Genomic DNA, 18,558 nt, shown 5'->3' on the forward strand with positions numbered 1-18,558 from the left:
GTCGCGGTCGCGTCGCTCACGCGACCACCTCCTCGATCGCGTCCTCGAGTTTCGTTACGTCCTCCTCGATGGTTTCGTCGGGAACCGCGTAGTAGCCGACCCGTCGAGCGGCCCACTGGGTCCAGGTCAGCGTCTCACCGTCCTCGACGACGTCCGCCTCGGTCGCCTCGCCGTCGATCTCCTCGAAGTAGAACCGGGCGAAGCGACGCACCGCTTCGCGCTCGAAGCCGTCGGTTCGGAAATACGTGTACAGGGATCGGGTGAGCGGCGTATACTCGCCGCTTTCGACCGTCTCGCGGGTCGGCTCGACGGGACCCTCTCCGTCGTCGACGCCGAGGAGTTTCAGATCGTCCTCGTTCTCGTAGTAGTACCCTGCCCCGCCGAAGCCGAGGCCGTAGGGACTCCCCCTGACGCCGCGGACGATGACGTTCGTGTCCGCGCTCGCGGAGTAGTCCGATCTGATGTTACCGATCTCGCCGGTGAGCGCCTCGGTGAAGTAGTCGAACGTTCCCGAGGCCGCGTCGCGGCCGTAGAGTTCGATCTCTTCGTCCGGCCACTCCTCGCGGACGTCTTGCCACGTTTCGACGTCGGAACCGGACTCCCAGATCGCCGCGAGTTCCTCGACCGTGAGATCGTCACACCAGTCGTTCTCGGGACTGGCGAACACCGCGAGGCCGTCGAGCGCCGTCTCGAGTTCGACGTACTCGATGCCGTTTTCTTCACAGAGCGCCTCCTCGTCCTCGAGAATCGTCCGGCTCGCGTTCTGTACGTGGGTTTCGCCCGTACAGAACCGCTGGAATCCCGCACCGGTTCCGGAACCCCGAACCGGGATCACGACGCGATTGTTGCGCCACTGGAACTCTTCGGAGACGACGGCGCCGTGTGGAAGGACCGTGTTGCTCCCGTCCACTCGGATCTCCCCTGCTAGGCCACTGTCCTCTCCACGAGCAATACACCCCGCCAACCCCGCGAGAATGGCGCTTGCGCCGCCCATCAGCACGCGGCGACGCGAGTGCCCCTCTATATCTGGTGTCGGCTCCGTTCCCATTACTGAATGGGTGGTCTATTCCCTCTAAGTAGCCTACTATGTCTACTATATAGTGCTATGTTAGACTACCGTTGACTGTGATAGGCTAGCTAATTATTCGTCGCCGTATACCGGTAATGTACGTATTTGCCGCCACTACGCGGGTTTTAGAAACAGTCTATAGATAGGAGGTGATTTATAGTCCTGGTCGAAAAACCCCGCGTATGGAGACTCGCAAGGTCCAGGTAACGGGGGGGTCGACGTACACCGTTTCGCTGCCGAAGACGTGGGCGACCGATAACGACGTCAGCGCCGGAACGACCGTCGAATTCTACCCCGAAGACGACTCGTTGCTTCTGACTCCACAGAGCGACACCCACCGACAGAAAGGGACCCTCGACGTGACGAGTCTCGAGGGCGAGCGACTCACCCGCGCGGTGATGACGATGTACGTAAGCGGCTTCGATATCATCACCCTCGAGGCGGGCCGGATCACGACCGACCAGCGCCGGGCGATTCGGGACGCCACCCAGAGTCTCGTCGGGGTCGAGGTCCTGGAGGAGACGACCGACAGCGTCGTCATTCAGGACTTGCTCGACTCCTCGGAGCTCTCGATCGTCAACGCGGTCACTCGGATGCGCCTGATCGCCGAGTCGATGCTCGAGGACGCGATGACGGCGCTGCTCGAGGACGACGACGACATCGCCCGCGACGTGATCGAACGCGACGACGACGTCGACCGCCTCTGGCTCGTCGTCTCCCGTATCTTTCGGGCGACGCTCCGCTCGCCGCGGGCGACAGAAGAACTCGGTGTTCCCCGCGAGGACTGTTTCGACTACCACTCGAGCGCCCGCCAACTCGAGCGGGTCGCCGACCACGCGGTGAAGATCAGCAAACTCGCGCTCAAACTCGAGGAGATTCCTGCCGACGTCGCCGAGGGACTCACCGCGCTCTACGACGACGCCTCAGACATCCTCGAGAAGTCGATGGACGCGCTGTTCGCCGAGGAGAGTGAGGAGGCGAACCGGCTGGGCCACGCCGCCCGCGAGGCGATCCTGGACATCGACGAACACACGCGAGCGATCGACGACATTCTCCGGGACCTCGACCCGGTCGAGGCCCAGTCGCTCGGGCTGATCGTCGACTCGCTCTCGCGGACCGCCGACTACGGCGGCAACATCGCGGAGACGGCGTTACAGAAGGCCGCACCGCGGCCCTGAACGGACGAACTCATCGCTCAGGAGTCGGCGTGTTTTCGGAAATGGATTGTGAATTACTCGAGTAAAACGGCGTTAACCTGGCCCGTCTGGCCGGGTCGGGAGGTGACGCGAGCCTGCCCTTCGCCCGTGTTGATCACTGCGCCCTTCGTGATGATGTTTCGGCGGACGTAGTTGGGGTTCGCGTCGTTTTCGATGACGTCTTCGATCTCGGTCTGGACCGTCTCGCCGCCGGTGTTGACGTTAGCGACGTTCGTCGCGAGCGCGCGGGTTTTCTCGTCGTTGCCGCGGACGGCGACGGTTCGGAAGCGGGGTTCGCCGATCTGTGTCTCCGTCGGGGAGCGGCCGAGTTCGTGCTTCTTGCGGTTTCGGGTGTGCTTCAGTCGACCGCCGGTTCGCTTGCGGGTAGAGCGTCCCTGATCTTGCATACCCGGGAGAAGTCGTGGCGGCTACTTGAATGCACGCTTTCATCCCGACCTTTTTTCCGTTCGGGTTCACTCCGTTCACCCTCGCGCAAAAAAGCTCGAACAAAAAAGACCGCTCGCTCACTACGTTCGCTCGCGGTGGGGGTTACTATCTGCCGCGAAGTCGCTCACCGTGCTGGCAGTACTATCCATCGTCTACGAGGCAGTAGGCGTGACCGGGTTGCTCGAGCACCGTCTCTTCGTCGTCATCGTAGTAGTTCGAGAAGACGCCGCGTTCGGCGTAGTAGATCCGACCGTCTCGAGGGACCGGCGCGCTGGTGACTCGACCCCGGTTTCGGACTCGCCACTTTCGCTCTCCGGTCTCCCTGTCGAGGGCGTAGAGATGGGTGTCGTAGGAGCCGACGAGCACCGTCTCGGCGGTTGCGGTGAGCGCACCGATCACGCGGCCATGAACGTTTGCCGACCACACCTCCTCGCCGCTCTCGGTCTCGAGGGCGTACACGTACCCCCCGTCGTCGCCCATGTAGACGACGTCGTCTCCGGGATGGACGGCAGGGTTCGACATGTTCACCTCGCCCGTCTCGAACGCCCACTCCTCGGTGCCGTCCTCGAGGTCGACGCAGTAGAAGGAGCCGTCCCAGGAACCGAAGTAACCCCGTCCTTCGTGGGCCGCGACCGTGCCCTTGATCTGAGCGCCGAGGTTGAACCGACCGCCCGCCTTCGACTCGCCGTCGGGACCGTCCTCGCCGCCGGTCTGGAACTCCCAGAGAAACTCGAGGGAGGGGTACTCCCAGCAGTAGAGCACGCCGTCGTTCGACCCCGCACAGATCCGCCCCGTCTCGAGGTCGATCGTCGGCGAGGGGTGGGGCTGGCCCCACATGCGGTCGTCGCTCCAGGTCGGCTCGCCGGTTTCCGGATCGATCGCCCACAGCGCGCCCGAGGAGGGCGAGCCGTACTCGGCGATGACGTAGAGGGTACCGTCGTGATAGGCGGGACTCGAGCCGATCGCTAACGTGCCGTCGAGTTCGCTCGAGCGCGTTCGCCACACCAGATCGCCCGTCTCGATGTCGAACGCGTAGAGATCCCCGTCGTAGCCGCCGATGTAGGCGGTGCCGTCGACGATCGCCGGCGAGCCGTGAAACCCCAGATCGGTCGCGCCGGTCAGCGACGACCAGCGCAGTTCCCCGTCGGGAGCGTACGCGTGCACCCAGCCGGTGTCTCCGGCGATCAGGACCCTCTCGCCGTCGGGTGTGAGGAGCGGGCTCGACTTAGCCGCGGTGTGGCCCACGTTGTTGATCGGGAACTGCCAGTTGACGGTGACCGAATCGGGAACCGTTTCGTCGGGATAGTACCCTGTCCGCTGGAGGTCGCGGCGGAACATCGCGACCTCGTCCCCCTCGATCTCGGCGGAACGTCCATCGTCGGCGCTCGGGAGGGTACAGCCGGCGAGTCCGGCCACCACGACGGCCCCGGAGGTACGGAGGAACTGTCGGCGAGGCGAGCCCGATTTCCCGAGGTCCCTGGGGTCGAGCGGCGCTTCCTGATTCGGTGATCCCATATCCGTTGCTCCACACCGAGCGGGCCGCGAGCAAAAACGTCACGGTGCGTGGTCGTTTTCGATGCCTCGCTGGCTCTCCGCTCGAGTCAGTCGTCTTCGACGAGGCAGTAGGCGTGGCCGGGCTCCTCGAGCACCGTCTCCTTGTCGTCATCCCAGTAGTTCGAGAAGACGCCGCGCTCGGCGTAGTAGATCCGGCCGTCGACGGGGACCGGGGCACTCGTCACGTGGCCGCGGTTCTCGACGCGCCAGCAGCGGTCGCCGGTTTCCTTGTCGAGTGCGTACAGAAAGGTATCGTAGGAGCCGACGAGTACCGTGCCGGCGGTGACCGTCAGCGCGCCGATGACCGACCCGTTGACGTCGGCGGACCACAGTTCGTCGCCGGACTCGCAGTCGAGGGCGTAGACGTGGTTGTCGTTACTACCGATGTAGAGGACGTCGTCCTCGGGATCCAGGGCCGGGTTCGCCATGATCCGGCCGCCGGTCTCGAACGTCCACTCTTCGGTGCCGTCCTCGAGGTTCATGCAGTGGACGTGCTCGTCCCAGGAGCCGACGTAACCCCGGCCGTCGTGGGCGGCGATCGTTCCTTTGATCTCGGCACCGGCGGTGAACGCACCGTCGGCCCGTTCCTCACCGTCGGGGCCGTCCTCACCACCCGTCTGGTACTCCCAGAGGAACTCGAGCGAGGGGAACTCCCAGCAGTAGACGACGCCGTCGTTCGACCCCGCACAGATTCGCCCCGTTTCGAGGTCGATCGTCGGCGAGGGATGGGGCTGGCCCCAGATGCGGTCGTCGACCAGCGTTGGCTCGCCCGTTTCGGCGTCGAACGTCCAGAGTGCACCCGAAGAAGGCGAGCCGTACTCGGCGATGACGTAGAGAGTGCCGTCGTAGTAGGCGGGACTCGAGCCGATCGCCAGGGTGTTCTCGAGGTCCTCCGACCGGGTTCGCCAGACGATCTCTCCGCTGTCGATATCAATTGCGTACATATCGCCGTCGTAGCCGCCGATGTAGGCGGTACCGTCGACGATCGCCGGCGAGCCGTGAAAGCCGAGCCTCGTCGCACCGGTTCGGGTGACCCAGCGGGGTTCCCCGAGGGGTTCGACCGCGTGGACCCAGCCGGTGTCGCCGGCGATAACGATCGTTTCGCCGTCGGGTGTCGGAACCGGACTCGATTTGGCCGCGGTGTGGCCAACGTTGTTGATCGGGAACGACCAGTTCACGTCGACCGACTCCGGGACGACTTCGTCGGGGTAGTAGCTGAGGCGGCGCAGCCCACGGGCGAACATGGAGACGTCGTCGTTCGGATGGGTTGCGTACTCCGAAACGTCTTCGGGGACGTCCTCGGGTGGCGCACACGTCGGCTCCGGCTCCGCAGCGGCAGTGTCGTTCTCGGGTTCCTCCAACAGTCCCGCACACCCGGCGAGCCCGACGGTCGCTGCGAGACCGGTCGCCTGGAGGAGCGTTCGTCGGCGGTGACGTCCGTCCGGTTCTGACGGATCCGTGGGCGGAGTCGATGGATTCTGTGACATGTGGCGCGTGCTCTGCTGAAGGTCGAGGAAACGGGTCGACAAAAACATCTCGGTTTTGGTAGTTCTTGGCGTTGAGACGGTCCCGAAACGCCAGGTTGCTTGCGGAACTACTCGCGGGCGTTCGCCCGCTCGTCTGTGTCGCGGTTCTCGCTCACTCTATTCGCTCCGAACCGCGCTACTCGCGTGTGTTCCCCCGTTCGTTCGAGGGATCTACGATCCCTCGCTACTCTTTCTGAGCGTCGACGACCGCTACGCCCGCGAGGTTGACGATATCTTTCACCTCGTCGCCGCGCTGGAGGACGTGCACCGGCTTGTCCATCCCGACGAGCATCGGGCCGATGGCCTCCGCGCCGCCGAGACGCTGGAGCAGTTTGTAGCCGATGTTACCGGACTCGAGGTTCGGGAAGACGAGCACGTTCGCGGGCTCGTCGAGTTCCGAGAAGCCGTAGGTGCCCTCGAGAATGTCCTCGACGACGGCGGTGTCAGCCTGCATCTCGCCGTCGACGGGGAAGTCGACCTCGGGGTCGTCCTGAAGGAGTCGAGCGGCCTCCCGCGGCTTTCGGGTGCCCTCGTTGTCGACGCTGCCGAAGTTCGAATAGGAGAGCAGCGCCGCGCGTGGCTCGACGTTAAACCGCCGGGCGAGTTTCCCCGTCTGTTTGGTGACTTCGGCGAGGACGTCCTCGTCGGGGGCCTGGTTGACCGTCGCGTCGGCGACGAAGATCACGCGGTTTTTGAACGTGAGCATGTAGACGCCGGCCGCGTAGTCGACGTCCGGTGCGGTACCGATCACCTGCAGCGGCGGCCGCAGCGCGGAGGGGTAGTGATGCGAGAGGCCGGTGAGGAACGCGTCGGCGTCACCCTGTTCGACCATCACGCTCCCGAAGTAGTTCGTGTCCCGGCGAACGAGTTCGCCGGCCTCGGTGCGCGTGATCCCCTTGCGCTTGCGGAGGGCGTGGAGGTGATCCGCGTACTCCTCGTAGTTGCCGTCGTCCGGATCCGCCACCTCCGGCTCGAAGTCGAGACCGAGATTCGCCGCGGTTCGCTTGATCTGATCTTCCTCGCCGATGAGGACCGGGTCGGCAATTCCCTGCTCGCGTAGCTGGTAGGCTGCCCGGATCATCTTCTCGTTTTCTCCCTCCGCGAGGGCGACGCGTTTGGGGTTGCTCTTTGCCTTGTTGAGCACCACGCGCATCATCTCGCGGGACTTCCCGAGGCGGGCCTCGAGTTCCTCCTCGTACTCGTCGATGTCGACGTCGATGCGGGCCGCGCCGGAGTCCGCTGCGGCCTTCGCGACAGCAGGGGCGACCCGGAACAGCACGCGGGGGTCGACGGGTTTGGGGATGATGTAGTCGGGACCGAACTGGAGCGGGTCGTCGCCGTAGGCCTTGACGACGGCGTCGGGGACGTCCTCGCGAGCGAGGTCGGCGAGCGCCTTCGCGCAGGCGACTTTCATCTCCTCGTTGATCTCGGTCGCGCGGACGTCGAGCGCCCCCCGGAAAATAAAGGGGAATCCGAGGACGTTGTTGACCTGGTTCGGGTAGTCCGAACGCCCCGTCGCCATGATCACGTCGTCCTCGCGAGCCTCCTTGGCCTCGTGGTAGCCGATCTCGGGGTCGGGGTTCGCCATCGCGAAAATGATCGGGTTGTCCCCCATCGACTGGACCATCTCCTGGCTGACGATGCCGCCGATCGAGAGGCCGACGAAGACGTCAGCGCCTGCCATCGCGTCGGCGAGGTCGCCGCCGGGAACGTCGCGGGCGAACTCCCGTTTGTACTCGTTGACGTCGCCGGCGTCGGCACGGACTTGCGTGATAATACCCGACGAATCACACATCGTGATGTTCTCACGTTTCGCGCCCAGCGAGACGTAGAAGCGGGCGGTCGCCAGCGCGCTCGCGCCGGCGCCGGAGAAGACGATCTCGAGATCTGAGAGTTCCTTGCCGGCGATGTCGGCGGCGTTGACGAGCGCGGCGCCGGAGATGATGGCGGTGCCGTGCTGGTCGTCGTGGAACACCGGAATATCCATCTCCTCGCGCAGTCGCTCCTCGATGGTGAAACACTCCGGCGCCTTGATGTCCTCTAAGTTGATGCCGCCGAAGGTCGGCTCCATCATCTTCACGGCCGCCGCGAACCTCTCGGGGTCGGCCTCATCGAGTTCGATGTCGAAGACGTCGATGTCGGCGAACCGTTTGAACAGCACGCCCTTCCCCTCCATGACCGGCTTCGACGCCTGAGCGCCGATGTCTCCTAGCCCGAGCACGGCGGAGCCGTTCGAGACGACGCCGACGAGATTCCCCTTCGCGGTGTAGGTGTAGGCGTCGGTTTCGTCCTCGTGAATCTCCATACAGGGAGCGGCCACCCCTGGCGAGTACGCGAGCGACAGGTCCCGCTGCGTGTTCGTCGGCTTCGTGGTCGAAATCTCGATTTTTCCGGGCGGGTCGATACGGTGATAGTCCAGCGCCTCCTCGTCGAGTCCCATACCACAGCCACTGCCGTCGACCACTAAAAACGATGCGAAGGGGACAGTCGACAGTTGTCGAAAGTTCCCCCGCAGTCGACTTCACCCAATCGTCACCGCCGCAGCGAACCGGACGAACGAATCGGCCACCGTTCAGGTGATAGACCGATTCGACCCTTTTATACGCACCCGCCCTGTGGGATGGGGTATGGACGTCGCGCTTGGTGGGACGTTCGACCCCGTTCACGACGGCCACCGTCAACTCTTCGAACGGGCGTTCGAACTCGGAGACGTAACCGTCGGACTGACGAGCGACGAACTCGCGCCGAAGACGCGCCACGTCGACCGCTACGTTCGCCCCTACGACGAGCGCGAGCGCGATCTCGCCGCGTGCCTCGAGACGTACGCCGACGAACACGACCGGGAGTTCGAGATTCGCACGCTCTCGGAACCCACCGGAATCGCCACCGAACCGCAGTTCGACTACCTGATCGTCTCGCCGGAAACGGTCGACGGCGGCGAGCGGATCAACGAGATCCGCGAGGAACGCGGCCACGCCCCCCTCGAGATCGTCGTTGTTCCCCACAAACTCGCCGAGGACGACGACATCATCTCGAGCACCCGGATCGTACAGGGCGAGATAGACGAACACGGGAACCTGACGCCCGACCACGACGGCCGTCGTGAGAATCGGGAGTGACTGCAGCCAGCCGCAAACGTCGGTAGCGACGGTCACGGGTCGATGACCACACAGTAGATCGATGACTCCGATCGTGCTGATGCTATCTCGTCGTCGAGACTCACGTCACCGAACGTGTGTGCCAGGTTTCGGCGCCGTAGCACACCCTTACGTCGAGACAGGCGATGGATTCTCGTCGAAACGCTGTTTCGACGGGCGGCTGGCGGTCGCTCCTCGCACCGACGTCTCCCGTCGAGTCGCCTGCAGGGTACCCCGCTCACCAGCTCGGCGACTCGAGGCCGGCCCGCTCGAGGACGTCCTTCCAGTGTTGCTGGATCGATAGCCGGGAGACGTCCGCGGCGTCTGCGACTTCGCGCTGGGTTCGGCCGTCACCGGCCACCAGCGAACCGGCGTAGACGCTCGCCGCGAGCATCGCGCGTTTCGACCGATCGGTGTCGGGGACGTCCGAGAGGAAGAGGTCCGTCGCACAGGTTCGCGCCTCGGTCGTGAGTTCGAGACGGTCGCCGACTCGATCCAGCCGCTCGAGCCACTCCGCGTACTCGACGCGGTCTCGCGCGCTGTACATACCGTTGTTACTGCCCGATTCGGTATAAACTCACGGCTCGCGGTCGGTCACCCGATCGACACAGTGTCGGACAACAGTGAGCTACGATAAGCAACGTTCAGCTACGAATAGTGCGGGAAGATGGTTGTTCGGGGCCATTTTCGTAGGTGCAGATTACTAAAGCACCGCGGGATCGAAGCAGATATCGACGCCTGTCGTCGGCTCTCCGGTGGACTGCGCGAGAGGCACAGCCGTCCTCACCTATGAACGAACCAACCTGCAAACTCGTCTGTACCGGGTGTGGGCTCGAAATGCCCTACCGAGACCGTGCGCTGGCAGAGCAAGCCGCAGAGCTCCACCAGCTGCGTGATGCAGAGCACGTAACGTTCATCGTTCCACCGGACTGGTCGCCCGAAGAGCCGGTGACCCACGAGTAACGCGGTTCGAGCGGAGCGAGAACCGCGACACAGACGAACGGGGGGCGAAGTGACCCGTGAGTAACGAGGCGCGAACGAAGGGAGGGCCTCGACACAGACGAGCGGGGAGCGAAGTGATCCGCGAGTAGCCCGGACCGACAGCTTCTTACTCGATTCGCCGAAACTCGAGACTGCGCGCGGGTAGCCAAGCGGTAACGGCGCAGCGCTTAGGACGCTGTCTCGTAGGAGTCCGCAGGTTCGAATCCTGTCCCGCGCATACCGCCTCGAACACTGGTGAGTGGCGTGTATGCGCAACGAAGGATTCGAATCAGGGAGCAGCTTCGCTGCGACCGTGGTTCGAATCCTGCCCCGCGCATGCGCCTCCGAGCGTTCCCGGCCCACGGCTGATGCCGTTCGCCATTCCGCGGTTCAGACTCGTTTCACTCGCTACCACCACCCGCTGCGGTCTCCCGTCTCAGCTATCACCAGACCCAACCCGCAACTCGCCGTCACACTCCGGACACACCAGCTCCGAATCCGGATCCGAAGAGATCCGCATATTATCGTGTCCGCAGTCAGGACACTCGACGTTCCTGCCCAGCACCGGGATGCTCGAGACCCGGGTCTCCTCGCTATCTCGCGGCGCACCCAGCGCCAGCGCGACCACCGCTTCGTCGGACTCGTTGGCTCCCGACTGGAACTCGCCGGGGCCGAACCGGATCGCTTCGTTCGGGCCGACCGGAACCGTCTCGAGGCTCTCGGATGGTTTCCTGCCCTCCGTAACCGGCCGGACTGCGAACGTGGCTTCGCCTTCGAGAACGACGAACACCTCCTCCTGGTCCATGTGGGCGTGGACGGAGCCGCTGAAGCGCTCGCCCGGCTCGAGGGAGTAGTAGGTGACGGCGAGGTTGCTGCTGTTCAGGGGGTCGGTCAGCACGCGGCGGTCCGCGTGAATATGGCTGTCGTAGTCGTCGGGCTCGACGTCGTCGATCACGACCGTCTCCATGCTCGTCAGTTTGGGCCCATCCACAAACTCGGTTTCGGTCGGTTCACCGCCGTATTACTGCAGTGAACCGTTTTCCTAAACTGGCCGCGTTCCGGAGAGGAGTCGTCGCAGTCGGTCGAATTCCAGTGACTCGAGACGAAACTCGGACGAACCAAATTACACCGGAACGAAGCCGAAACGAGAGACAGACACGCGTCAGACGGTCCAAAACGCTTATTCGGGCAGCCACGGGTTATAGTGGTAATGGCCGGAATAGACGACGTCTTCGGGGACATTTTCTCGGACGTCGACGCCGTCGTGCTCTTCTCTCCGAGCGGATCGTACTACGAGCGGTTTCTCGAACTCGAGGACGAGGAGATCGACCTCATCGTCGTCGGCACGGAGAACGCGGTCGGTGCGAACACGTTCGTCGAACTGCCGATCGAGTTCCAGAACGTCGCCGACCGGATCCGGTTCGGTCTCGAAGGCGCACTCGAACGGGGCGTGATCGACGACGGCGACGTGCTCGCCTGTGCGACGAGCGTCTTCGGCGACGGGACCGACACCGTGTCCCGCGTGCGAGCCGACGCGGACGACCACACCGGCATCTTCGACCTGTTCGCGAAGTCCCGCGCCGAGCCGGAGGTGATCCGGGCGGTGCTCGAACTCGCGATCGAACTCGGGAAGAAGGGCCAGAAGGGGAAACCCGTCGGCGCGCTGTTCGTCGTCGGCGACGCGGGGAAGGTGATGAACAAGTCCCGGCCGCTCTCGTACAACCCCTTCGAGAAGTCCCACGTCCACGTCGGCGATCCGATCGTGAACGTCATGCTCAAGGAGTTCTCGAGGCTCGACGGCGCGTTCGTCATCTCCGACTCCGGCAAACTGGTTTCGGCCTACCGCTACCTCGAGCCCTCCGCAGAGGGGGTGGACATTCCGAAGGGGCTCGGTGCGCGACACATGGCGGGTGGGGCGATCAGCCGTGACACGAACGCCGTCTCCATAGTGCTTTCAGAGAGCGACGGCCTCGTGCGAGCGTTCAAGGGTGGGGAGATCGTTCTGGAGGTCGACCCGGAGGAGTACTGATATGCTGGGCTGGCAGACGGTGATCAACGAACCCGTCATAGCCGCCGGCGTGTTGCTCCTCGGGATCGTCGTGGGGTACATCGTCGGGCAACTGAACAAGAAACTGTTGACGGCCGCGGGCGTCCCGGAGGCGGTGGAAGGGACGCCGTTCGAGCGGACGGCCCAGTCGCTCGGCACGTCGACGGTCAGGATCATCGCCCGGATCAGTTCGTGGTTCATCTACGGCATCGCGGTGTTGACGGCGATACACATCGCCCAGTTGCTCGAGACGGACGCGTTCTGGGCGAGGATCATTGGATTCATCCCCCAGGTGTTCATCGCCGTGTTCGTGCTCATCCTCGGGTTCATCGTCGCCGACAAGATCGAACTCATCGTCAGCGAGTACCTCCGCGGCGTCAAACTCCCCGAAGTCTCGATCATCCCGAAGGTCGTGAAATATTCGGTGCTGTACGTCGCCTTTCTGATCGCTTTCGCACAGGTCGGCGTCAACGTCCTCGCGCTGATGATCCTGCTGACGGTGTACGCCGCCGGTATCGTCATCGTCGGCACGTTCGCGTTTCAGGACTTCCTCGTCTCGAGCGCCGCGGGCATCTATCTCCTGTTGAACCAGCCCTACGGAATCGGCGACCGGATCCGGATCGGCGATCAGTCGGGAATTGTTCAGGAGGTAGACATCTTCGTGACGAAGATCGAAGACGACTCCGAGGAGTTCATCGTCCCGAACCGGAAGGTGTTCGAAGAGGGAATCGTCCGGATCAGGGACTAGTATCGCGCCTATCGACCGCAGTCGTTACTCGCGGAGCACTTCGTTCCTCGCCCGTAGCGTTCGCGGTGTGAATGAAATGAGGACCCCCGCTACTCGCGGGTCACTGCGTTCCCCGCTCGTCCGCCTCGAGGGACGTAGCGTCCCTCGCTACTCGAGCGAGAGTCCCGCATGCCACCGCTCTGCGCCCGCCTCGCGCTTGACAGCGTCCATCTTCGCGAGCAAGTGCGTCGCCAGCGAAGCGGTTTCGGCCGCTCGAGACTCCCCCTCGGTGCGGAACTCGCCGGTTTCGCGGTTGGCGTAGACGGTACAGACGGCGCCGGCGCGGAGGCCGTAGATGCTGGCGATGGTCATGATCGCGCTGGCTTCCATCTCGATGTTTTTGACGTTGGCCTCCCGCAACTGGTCGACCAGGTCCTCGGCACCGGCGGCTTCGAACCCCTCGAAACCGGGACGTCCCTGCCCCGCGTAGAACGAGTCGGCGCTCATCGTCACGCCGGTGTGGTAGTCGTAGCCGAGGCGTTCGGCCGCCGCCACGAGCGCGCAGACGACCTCGTAGTCGGCGGTCGCGGGGTAGTCCTCGCGAACGTACTCGTCGCTGGTTCCCTCCTGGCGGACGCCGCCGGTGGTGATGACGAGGTCGCCGACGGCCATCTCGGGCTGGATCGCCCCACAGGAACCGACCCGAATGAACGTATCGACGCCCACCCGGGCGAGTTCCTCGACGGCGATGGCCGCGGAGGGGCCGCCGATCCCCGTCGAGGTCACCGAGATCGGTGTTCCTTCGTAGCTGCCGGTCGCGGTACGGTACTCGCGGTGATGCGCCCGCTCCTCCGAGTCGTCCCAGAACTGGACGATCTTCTCGATCCGCTCCGGATTGCCCGGCAGGAGCACGGTGTCGGCGACGTCGTCGGACGACACCTCGAGGTGGTACTGTACGTCGGCGTTCGGATCTTCGCTGTGTCCGGCCATCTGAGACTCGAGGGTTCGAACCGCCACCGTATATAAATGCTGGACCGCCGTACTGCCGGTATGGCTCGCGGGTCGCTCACCGACACGTACGTCGCGGCGCTCCAGCACGACCTCGCGGAGATTCCGCCGGAAGCGGCGCTCGTGGGCGTCGTCCGCAACCCGACGCGGTGGTTCCACGCCGCCGTCGACGAGAACGTGCCGGCGCTGGGACCGCCACCGGAGCTACTCGAGGCAGTCCAAACGGCCAAAGAGGACCTCAAGATGCAGGGGCTGTGTGACGAGGGCGCACACAACGCCGCCTGGGAACAGGTCGGGTTCGAAGCGCGGTACCGGGAATATCTCGAGGAGTCGACCGACGCCCAGGAAGCGATAGCCGCGCTCGAGGATCGGCTCGAGGCCGGCGAATCGCTGGCGCTCGTCTGCTACGAGAACACGGCGAAAAAGCGGTGCCACCGGACGATTCTGCGCGAGAGACTCGAGTGACGATTTCGGACGGCCGCACCGACTACTCGAGCATCTCCCCGGTGATCGTGTTCGGGAGCAGATCGCCGAGGCGGTACTCGCTGGGCTCTTCGCCCTCGCCCTCGTCACAGATCACGCGGAGGTCGTCCCCGCAGAACTCCGCGAGCGTCTGGCGGCACATTCCACAGGGAGTGACGCCGTCGCGGCGGTTCGAACTCACCGCGATGCGCGAGAACTCGCGGTGGCCCTCCTTCACCGCCTCGGCGATGGCGACCTCCTCGGCGTGGAGACTGTTGCTGTAGTTCGCGTTCTCGATGTTACAGCCCACGAACACCTCGCCGTTGGCGGTTTCGAGGGCGGCACCGACGGGATACTCCGAGTAGGGGACGTGTGCCTGCGACTGGATTTCGCGGGCGGCGTCGATCAGGTCGTTCATGGGATAGGTTGCTCGAGGAGGTGTAAGAAGACATCGAAGGGATAGACGAGAGCCCGGGTCAGTCGTCCCCGGACTCGTAGGACTCGCCGGCAGCGTCGGGCAGTCGCGTCTTGCCGACGAACACCAGCACGACGATCACCGTCAGATACGGGATCGTGCGGATGAGTTCGGTCGGGACGGCGTAGCCGTACGCCTGCAGGCGGATCTGCATGGCGTCGAGTCCCGCGAAGAGGAACGAGCCCGCGAGTGCGCCGATGGGGTGGTAGTTCGCGAACAGGTAGGTCGCGATGGCAATGAACCCGCGTCCCTGCATGTCCGTCTCGCCGCCGCCGGCGAACGTACCCAGTTGGCCGAGTGCGAACCCGGCACCGCCGAGGCCGGCGAAGACCCCCGAAAGGATGACCGCAGCGTAGCGGACCGTCCTGACGTCGATGCCGGCCGTATCGAGTGCTTTCGGGTTCTCACCGCTGGCCTCGATCCAGCGACCGAACGCCGTTTGCGTCAGAACGTACCAGCCGGCGGCTGCCGCACCCAGCATGATGTACACCTCGGGGCTCGTGTCGAACAGCAGGTAGCCGAGCAGCGGAACCTCCGACAGTCCCGGCACGGTAACGTTGCTGAACGTCCCGACCTGTGCGGTGTTCGGGCTGTCGAAGACGATCCGGGAAGCGAAGGGTGCGAGGCCGAGCGCGATCAGCCAGACCGCCAGGCCGGCGATGATCTGGTCGGCCTTGAACTCGATGCAGACGACCGCGAACAGCAGCGCGAACAGCGTACTCGCGAGGACGCCGACGAGGAAGCCCCACCAGTGGTTCGAGAGCAGGTACGTCGACTCCCCGGAGCCGAGCCAGAAGGTGACGATGATCGCGCTGAACGCCGAGACGATCAACAGCCCCTCGAGCCCGATGTTGATGACGCCGCTCTTCTCGGCGAAGATGCCGCCGATGGCGGCGAGCGCGATCGGGACGGCGAGGCGCAGCATCGCGGTGTGGGTGCTCGGACTCGCCGCCACCGAGAGGAGGACGCCGGGCCACGACTCGGGGAAGGCGAGACCGACGCCGATCCACAGCACCGCAATCGCGGCCAGGACGGCGACGATCAGTCGGCGCGGGATCGAACGAACGCGCTCAATCATCGCCACCACCCCCGTGAGATCGAGCCGGCCGTCCGGCCTCGACGTCGAGGTAGCGTCGGCCGATCATCCGGAAGAACTCCGGCATCGCCACGAACAGGATGATGAGCCCCGAGAGGATCCCCACCAGCTCCGGCGGGACGTCCGTCGCGGTGTTGATCGACCGCGACCCACTCGAGAGCACGCCGAACAGGAACGCGGCGGCGCCCACCCCGAGCGGGTTGTTCCCCGCGAGGATCGAGACGGCGATGCCGTCGAACCCGAGCGGAGGAACGTTCTCGAGCCACCGGCCGTGTTGCATCAGCACCCAGAAGGCGCCGGCGATGCCGCCGAGGGCGCCCGAGAGCGTCATGCTGGCGACGGTCATGCGCTTTTCGTCGACGCCGCCGTAGGCCGCGGCCTCCGGCTGGATGCCGCTCGTCCGGAGTTCGTAGCCGAAGGAGGTCCGGGCGAGCGCCCAGGCGATGCCGACGGCGAGCGCGAGCGCGAAGCCGAGCGCGAGCAGCGAGAAGTTCATCCGGCCGCTGAATCCGATCAGCGGCAGGTTCGGGATCTCCGCGTACTCCGGAATCGGTTCGGTCTGGGGGTTCGCGCTGTTGGGGTCCTGGAACCGCCAGGAGAGCAGCGTCGAGGTGACGCCGATCGCGACGAAGTTGAGCATGATCGTCGTGATCACCTCGTTGGCGTCGGCGTAGGCCTTGAGCGCGCCCGGAATCGCTCCGTAGAGGCCGCCACCGACCGCCCCGGCGAGGACGCCGAGGGGGACGAGCACGACCGTCCCGACGAAGCCGCCGGGGACGACCGCCGCGGCGTAGAGCACGGTGACGGCCGTCACGAGTCCGCCGACGACGAGCTGCCCCTGCGTTCCGATGTTGAACAGCCCGGCGCGGAACGCCACGGCCACGGAGAGGCCCGCGAAGATCAGCAGCGTCGTCTGACGGAGCGTCGTCGCGAGGCTGAAGTTCAGCGGGTTCCACCCTCCCTCGAGCGGGTGGCCGAGCGCGCCGAGGAACAGCTCGTAGTACACCTGCATCGGGTTGTAACAGAACGTCATCCCGGCGAGATCGAGGCCGACCCGACAGCTCGCGAACCCGCCGGAGACGAAGACGAGTACGCCGCCAACGAGGATCGCGGCGAACAGCGCGGCGACGCTGATCGCAATGCGCTCGAGCACCGAGGCGTGGATCAGACGCTCGAGCAAGCGCTCGAGGTCGTCCCGCCGCGTCATCGATCATCACCCGTGAACGCCTCGCTCGACGGGGAGGTCCGTGCGGTTTCCTCCGGCCGTTCGCCGGCCATCAGCAGTCCGAGTTCCTCCTCGGTGACATCGTCCGGATCGGTCACGTCGACGAACTCGCCCTCGTAGATGACTGCGAGTCGGTCGGAGAGCCCCTGAACCTCGTCGAGGTTCGAGGAGACCAGGAGGATCGCCGTTCCGTCCGCGCGAAGCTCGAGCAGTCGGTCGTGGATGAACTCGGTCGAGCCGATGTCGACGCCCCGGGTCGGGTGGGTCGCGATCACGAGGTCGGGGTCGCGTTCAAACTCGCGGCCGACGATGAACTTCTGCTGGTTGCCGCCGGAGAACGAGTGGGCGTCGGCGTCTGCGTTCGGCGGCCGCACGTCGTAGGTGTCGATGATGTCCTCCGTGCGCTCGCGGACGCGGCGCCAGTCGATGCGGCCGCCGTCGGCGTACTCGGGGGAGCGCTGGCTGCCGAGGACGCCGTTCTCGACGAGATCGAACGGCATGACGAGTCCGCGCTCGTGACGATCCTCGGGGATGTAAGACATTCCCGCGTCGATACGCTGCCGCCGGGACCACGTTGTGATCTCGACGCCATCGAAGTCGATTCGCCCCGCGTCGGGGCTCCGGAGGCCGGTGATCGCCTCGATCAGGGCCGCCTGGCCGTTGCCGTCGACGCCCGCGATGCCGAAGATTTCGCCGGATCGAACGTCGAGATCGATGCCGTCGACGATGTCGACGTCTCGATCGTCCGTGACCGTCAGGTTCGCCGTCTCGAGCACCGGCTCGCCGGCCTCGACGGGGTCGCTGTCGACCTCGAGGAGCACCTCCCGACCGACCATCAACTCCGCGAGTTGCTCACGACTCGTCTCGGACGGGGCGACGGTGCCGACGGATTCGCCGTCCCGCAACACGGTGATCCCGTCGGCGGCGTGCATCGCCTCGCCGAGTTTGTGGGTGATGAAGATGATCGTCTTTCCCTGGTCGGTGAGTTCCTCGAGGACGTCGTAGAGGCCTTCGACCTCCTGGGGGGTGAGCACCGCCGTCGGCTCGTCGAGGATCAGCACGTCCGCGCCCCGGTAGAGCGCCTTGAGGATCTCGACGCGCTGCTGGACGCCCACGCTCAGTTCGTCGACCGTCGCGTTCGGATCGACCGAAAAGCCGTAGCGATCACACAGATCAAGTATCTCGTGTTCGATCCGATCACGGTCGACTGCCAGCCCGCCCCACTTTCGCGGTTCGTTCCCCAGCGCGATGTTCTCGGCGACGGTCATCGTGTCGACCAGCATGAAGTGCTGGTGGATCATCCCGATCCCCGCGTCGATGGCGTCTCGCGGCGTCGAAAACGATCGCTCCGTGCCGTCGACGACGACCCGTCCCTCGTTCGGCTCGTAGAGTCCGTAGAGGACGTTCATCAGCGTCGTCTTCCCCGCGCCGTTCTCGCCGAGAAGCGCGTGTACGGTCCCGTGTTCGACCCGGAGGTCGACGTCGTCGTTCGCGATGACGCCCGGGAACCGCTTGGTGATCTCGTCGAGATGGACCGCGAGCGTGGCATCCCCGCCGTCTGCACCCCCCTCCACTCCGCGTTCTGCCGCCGTGCCCGGATCGCTCATA

At 64.9% G+C, this 18,558-nt stretch carries 18 protein-coding genes and 1 tRNA gene; 7 read left to right on the plus strand and 12 right to left on the minus strand.

The window, feature by feature from the left end; all coding sequences use genetic code 11:
- Positions 1–16 precede the first annotated feature (16 nt).
- On the minus strand, positions 17–1,048 hold the full coding sequence (locus AC6I6S_RS02720) for a PstS family phosphate ABC transporter substrate-binding protein (protein WP_497948191.1): 1,032 nt from the start codon (positions 1,046–1,048) through the stop codon (positions 17–19).
- A gap of 203 nt (positions 1,049–1,251) precedes the next feature.
- Between AC6I6S_RS02720 and AC6I6S_RS02725 the strand changes: the two genes are divergently transcribed.
- On the plus strand, positions 1,252–2,247 hold the full coding sequence (locus AC6I6S_RS02725; protein ID WP_497948192.1) for a PhoU domain-containing protein: 996 nt from the start codon (positions 1,252–1,254) through the stop codon (positions 2,245–2,247).
- A gap of 53 nt (positions 2,248–2,300) precedes the next feature.
- Here the strand turns inward: AC6I6S_RS02725 and AC6I6S_RS02730 are convergent, their stop codons facing one another.
- The 4 genes from AC6I6S_RS02730 to AC6I6S_RS02745 form a co-directional block, all read right to left on the minus strand.
- The gene (locus tag AC6I6S_RS02730; protein ID WP_497948193.1) at positions 2,301–2,672 is read right to left on the minus strand and encodes a 30S ribosomal protein S8e; all 372 of its coding nucleotides are present in this window, start codon (positions 2,670–2,672) and stop codon (positions 2,301–2,303) included.
- 181 nt (positions 2,673–2,853) lie between these two features.
- Positions 2,854–4,227 carry an outer membrane protein assembly factor BamB family protein gene (locus AC6I6S_RS02735; RefSeq protein WP_497948194.1) on the minus strand — a complete coding sequence of 458 codons (1,374 nt, stop codon included), beginning with the start codon at positions 4,225–4,227 and terminating at the stop codon, positions 2,854–2,856.
- An 86-nt stretch (positions 4,228–4,313) separates the two neighbouring features.
- Positions 4,314–5,753 carry an outer membrane protein assembly factor BamB family protein gene (locus tag AC6I6S_RS02740; protein WP_497948195.1) on the minus strand — a complete coding sequence of 480 codons (1,440 nt, stop codon included), beginning with the start codon at positions 5,751–5,753 and terminating at the stop codon, positions 4,314–4,316.
- A gap of 223 nt (positions 5,754–5,976) precedes the next feature.
- Entirely contained in the window at positions 5,977–8,232 is a 2,256-nt protein-coding gene (locus AC6I6S_RS02745) for an NADP-dependent malic enzyme (RefSeq protein ID WP_497948196.1), read from the minus strand.
- 187 nt (positions 8,233–8,419) lie between these two features.
- Here AC6I6S_RS02745 and AC6I6S_RS02750 point away from each other — a divergent pair, with 187 nt between their 5' ends.
- Positions 8,420–8,911, plus strand: a complete 492-nt coding sequence (locus AC6I6S_RS02750) for a phosphopantetheine adenylyltransferase (protein ID WP_497948197.1) — start codon at positions 8,420–8,422, stop codon at positions 8,909–8,911.
- 256 nt (positions 8,912–9,167) lie between these two features.
- Here the strand turns inward: AC6I6S_RS02750 and AC6I6S_RS02755 are convergent, their stop codons facing one another.
- A complete protein-coding gene (locus AC6I6S_RS02755; RefSeq protein WP_497948198.1) occupies positions 9,168–9,476 on the minus strand; it encodes a transcription initiation factor IIB family protein in 309 nt (102 codons plus the stop codon).
- Positions 9,477–9,718: 242 nt separating this feature from the next.
- Between AC6I6S_RS02755 and AC6I6S_RS02760 the strand changes: the two genes are divergently transcribed.
- Positions 9,719–9,892, plus strand: a complete 174-nt coding sequence (locus AC6I6S_RS02760) for a hypothetical protein (RefSeq protein WP_255167721.1) — start codon at positions 9,719–9,721, stop codon at positions 9,890–9,892.
- 174 nt (positions 9,893–10,066) lie between these two features.
- A tRNA-Leu gene (locus tag AC6I6S_RS02765) sits at positions 10,067–10,148 on the plus strand.
- A 198-nt stretch (positions 10,149–10,346) separates the two neighbouring features.
- Here AC6I6S_RS02765 and AC6I6S_RS02770 read toward each other — a convergent pair.
- Positions 10,347–10,877, minus strand: coding sequence for a cupin domain-containing protein (locus AC6I6S_RS02770; protein WP_497948200.1), 531 nt, complete (start codon positions 10,875–10,877; stop codon positions 10,347–10,349).
- Positions 10,878–11,120: 243 nt separating this feature from the next.
- On the opposite strand from AC6I6S_RS02770, the gene dacZ reads away from it, so the two are divergent.
- Complete coding sequence (gene dacZ / locus AC6I6S_RS02775) at positions 11,121–11,939, plus strand: diadenylate cyclase DacZ (protein ID WP_497948201.1); 819 nt, start codon at positions 11,121–11,123, stop codon at positions 11,937–11,939.
- 1 nt (position 11,940) lies between these two features.
- A complete protein-coding gene (locus tag AC6I6S_RS02780; protein WP_497948202.1) occupies positions 11,941–12,705 on the plus strand; it encodes a mechanosensitive ion channel family protein in 765 nt (254 codons plus the stop codon).
- 147 nt (positions 12,706–12,852) lie between these two features.
- On the opposite strand, the gene AC6I6S_RS02785 is transcribed toward AC6I6S_RS02780, so the two are convergent.
- A complete protein-coding gene (locus AC6I6S_RS02785) occupies positions 12,853–13,674 on the minus strand; it encodes a nucleoside phosphorylase (RefSeq protein ID WP_497948203.1) in 822 nt (273 codons plus the stop codon).
- Between the two features lie 60 nt (positions 13,675–13,734).
- Between AC6I6S_RS02785 and AC6I6S_RS02790 the strand changes: the two genes are divergently transcribed.
- Positions 13,735–14,157, plus strand: a complete 423-nt coding sequence (locus tag AC6I6S_RS02790; RefSeq protein ID WP_497948204.1) for a DUF488 family protein, N3 subclade — start codon at positions 13,735–13,737, stop codon at positions 14,155–14,157.
- Between the two features lie 22 nt (positions 14,158–14,179).
- Here AC6I6S_RS02790 and cdd read toward each other — a convergent pair whose 3' ends face one another.
- The 4 genes from cdd to AC6I6S_RS02810 are packed head-to-tail and all read right to left on the minus strand — an operon-like array spanning position 14,180 to position 18,557.
- Complete coding sequence (gene cdd / locus AC6I6S_RS02795) at positions 14,180–14,572, minus strand: cytidine deaminase (protein WP_497948205.1); 393 nt, start codon at positions 14,570–14,572, stop codon at positions 14,180–14,182.
- Between the two features lie 58 nt (positions 14,573–14,630).
- A complete protein-coding gene (locus tag AC6I6S_RS02800; RefSeq protein ID WP_497948206.1) occupies positions 14,631–15,707 on the minus strand; it encodes an ABC transporter permease in 1,077 nt (358 codons plus the stop codon).
- Positions 15,700–16,932, minus strand: a complete 1,233-nt coding sequence (locus AC6I6S_RS02805; protein ID WP_497948207.1) for an ABC transporter permease — start codon at positions 16,930–16,932, stop codon at positions 15,700–15,702. The genes AC6I6S_RS02800 and AC6I6S_RS02805 overlap by 8 nt, the downstream gene beginning before the upstream one ends.
- On the minus strand, positions 16,929–18,557 hold the full coding sequence (locus AC6I6S_RS02810; RefSeq protein ID WP_497948208.1) for an ABC transporter ATP-binding protein: 1,629 nt from the start codon (positions 18,555–18,557) through the stop codon (positions 16,929–16,931). Before AC6I6S_RS02810 ends, AC6I6S_RS02805 begins: the two co-directional genes overlap by 4 nt.
- Position 18,558 lies beyond the last annotated feature (1 nt).

The organism is Natrononativus sp. DTA114 (assembly GCF_059736515.1).

What these genes read in the sequence shown, in the direction of transcription:
- AC6I6S_RS02740 (WP_497948195.1), bottom strand. Translation starts at nt 5,753, where the DNA reads ATGTCACAGAATCCATCGACTCCGCCCACGGATCCGTCAGAACCGGAC.
- AC6I6S_RS02770 (WP_497948200.1), bottom strand. Translation starts at nt 10,877, where the DNA reads ATGGAGACGGTCGTGATCGACGACGTCGAGCCCGACGACTACGACAGC.
- AC6I6S_RS02735 (WP_497948194.1), bottom strand. Translation starts at nt 4,227, where the DNA reads ATGGGATCACCGAATCAGGAAGCGCCGCTCGACCCCAGGGACCTCGGG.
- AC6I6S_RS02730 (WP_497948193.1), bottom strand. Translation starts at nt 2,672, where the DNA reads ATGCAAGATCAGGGACGCTCTACCCGCAAGCGAACCGGCGGTCGACTG.
- AC6I6S_RS02720 (WP_497948191.1), bottom strand. Translation starts at nt 1,048, where the DNA reads ATGGGAACGGAGCCGACACCAGATATAGAGGGGCACTCGCGTCGCCGC.
- AC6I6S_RS02780 (WP_497948202.1), top strand. Translation starts at nt 11,941, where the DNA reads ATGCTGGGCTGGCAGACGGTGATCAACGAACCCGTCATAGCCGCCGGC.
- AC6I6S_RS02805 (WP_497948207.1), bottom strand. Translation starts at nt 16,932, where the DNA reads ATGACGCGGCGGGACGACCTCGAGCGCTTGCTCGAGCGTCTGATCCAC.
- AC6I6S_RS02755 (WP_497948198.1), bottom strand. Translation starts at nt 9,476, where the DNA reads ATGTACAGCGCGCGAGACCGCGTCGAGTACGCGGAGTGGCTCGAGCGG.
- AC6I6S_RS02790 (WP_497948204.1), top strand. Translation starts at nt 13,735, where the DNA reads ATGGCTCGCGGGTCGCTCACCGACACGTACGTCGCGGCGCTCCAGCAC.
- dacZ (WP_497948201.1), top strand. Translation starts at nt 11,121, where the DNA reads ATGGCCGGAATAGACGACGTCTTCGGGGACATTTTCTCGGACGTCGAC.
- AC6I6S_RS02810 (WP_497948208.1), bottom strand. Translation starts at nt 18,557, where the DNA reads ATGAGCGATCCGGGCACGGCGGCAGAACGCGGAGTGGAGGGGGGTGCA.
- AC6I6S_RS02750 (WP_497948197.1), top strand. Translation starts at nt 8,420, where the DNA reads ATGGACGTCGCGCTTGGTGGGACGTTCGACCCCGTTCACGACGGCCAC.
- AC6I6S_RS02745 (WP_497948196.1), bottom strand. Translation starts at nt 8,232, where the DNA reads ATGGGACTCGACGAGGAGGCGCTGGACTATCACCGTATCGACCCGCCC.
- AC6I6S_RS02725 (WP_497948192.1), top strand. Translation starts at nt 1,252, where the DNA reads ATGGAGACTCGCAAGGTCCAGGTAACGGGGGGGTCGACGTACACCGTT.
- cdd (WP_497948205.1), bottom strand. Translation starts at nt 14,572, where the DNA reads ATGAACGACCTGATCGACGCCGCCCGCGAAATCCAGTCGCAGGCACAC.
- AC6I6S_RS02760 (WP_255167721.1), top strand. Translation starts at nt 9,719, where the DNA reads ATGAACGAACCAACCTGCAAACTCGTCTGTACCGGGTGTGGGCTCGAA.
- AC6I6S_RS02800 (WP_497948206.1), bottom strand. Translation starts at nt 15,707, where the DNA reads ATGATTGAGCGCGTTCGTTCGATCCCGCGCCGACTGATCGTCGCCGTC.
- AC6I6S_RS02785 (WP_497948203.1), bottom strand. Translation starts at nt 13,674, where the DNA reads ATGGCCGGACACAGCGAAGATCCGAACGCCGACGTACAGTACCACCTC.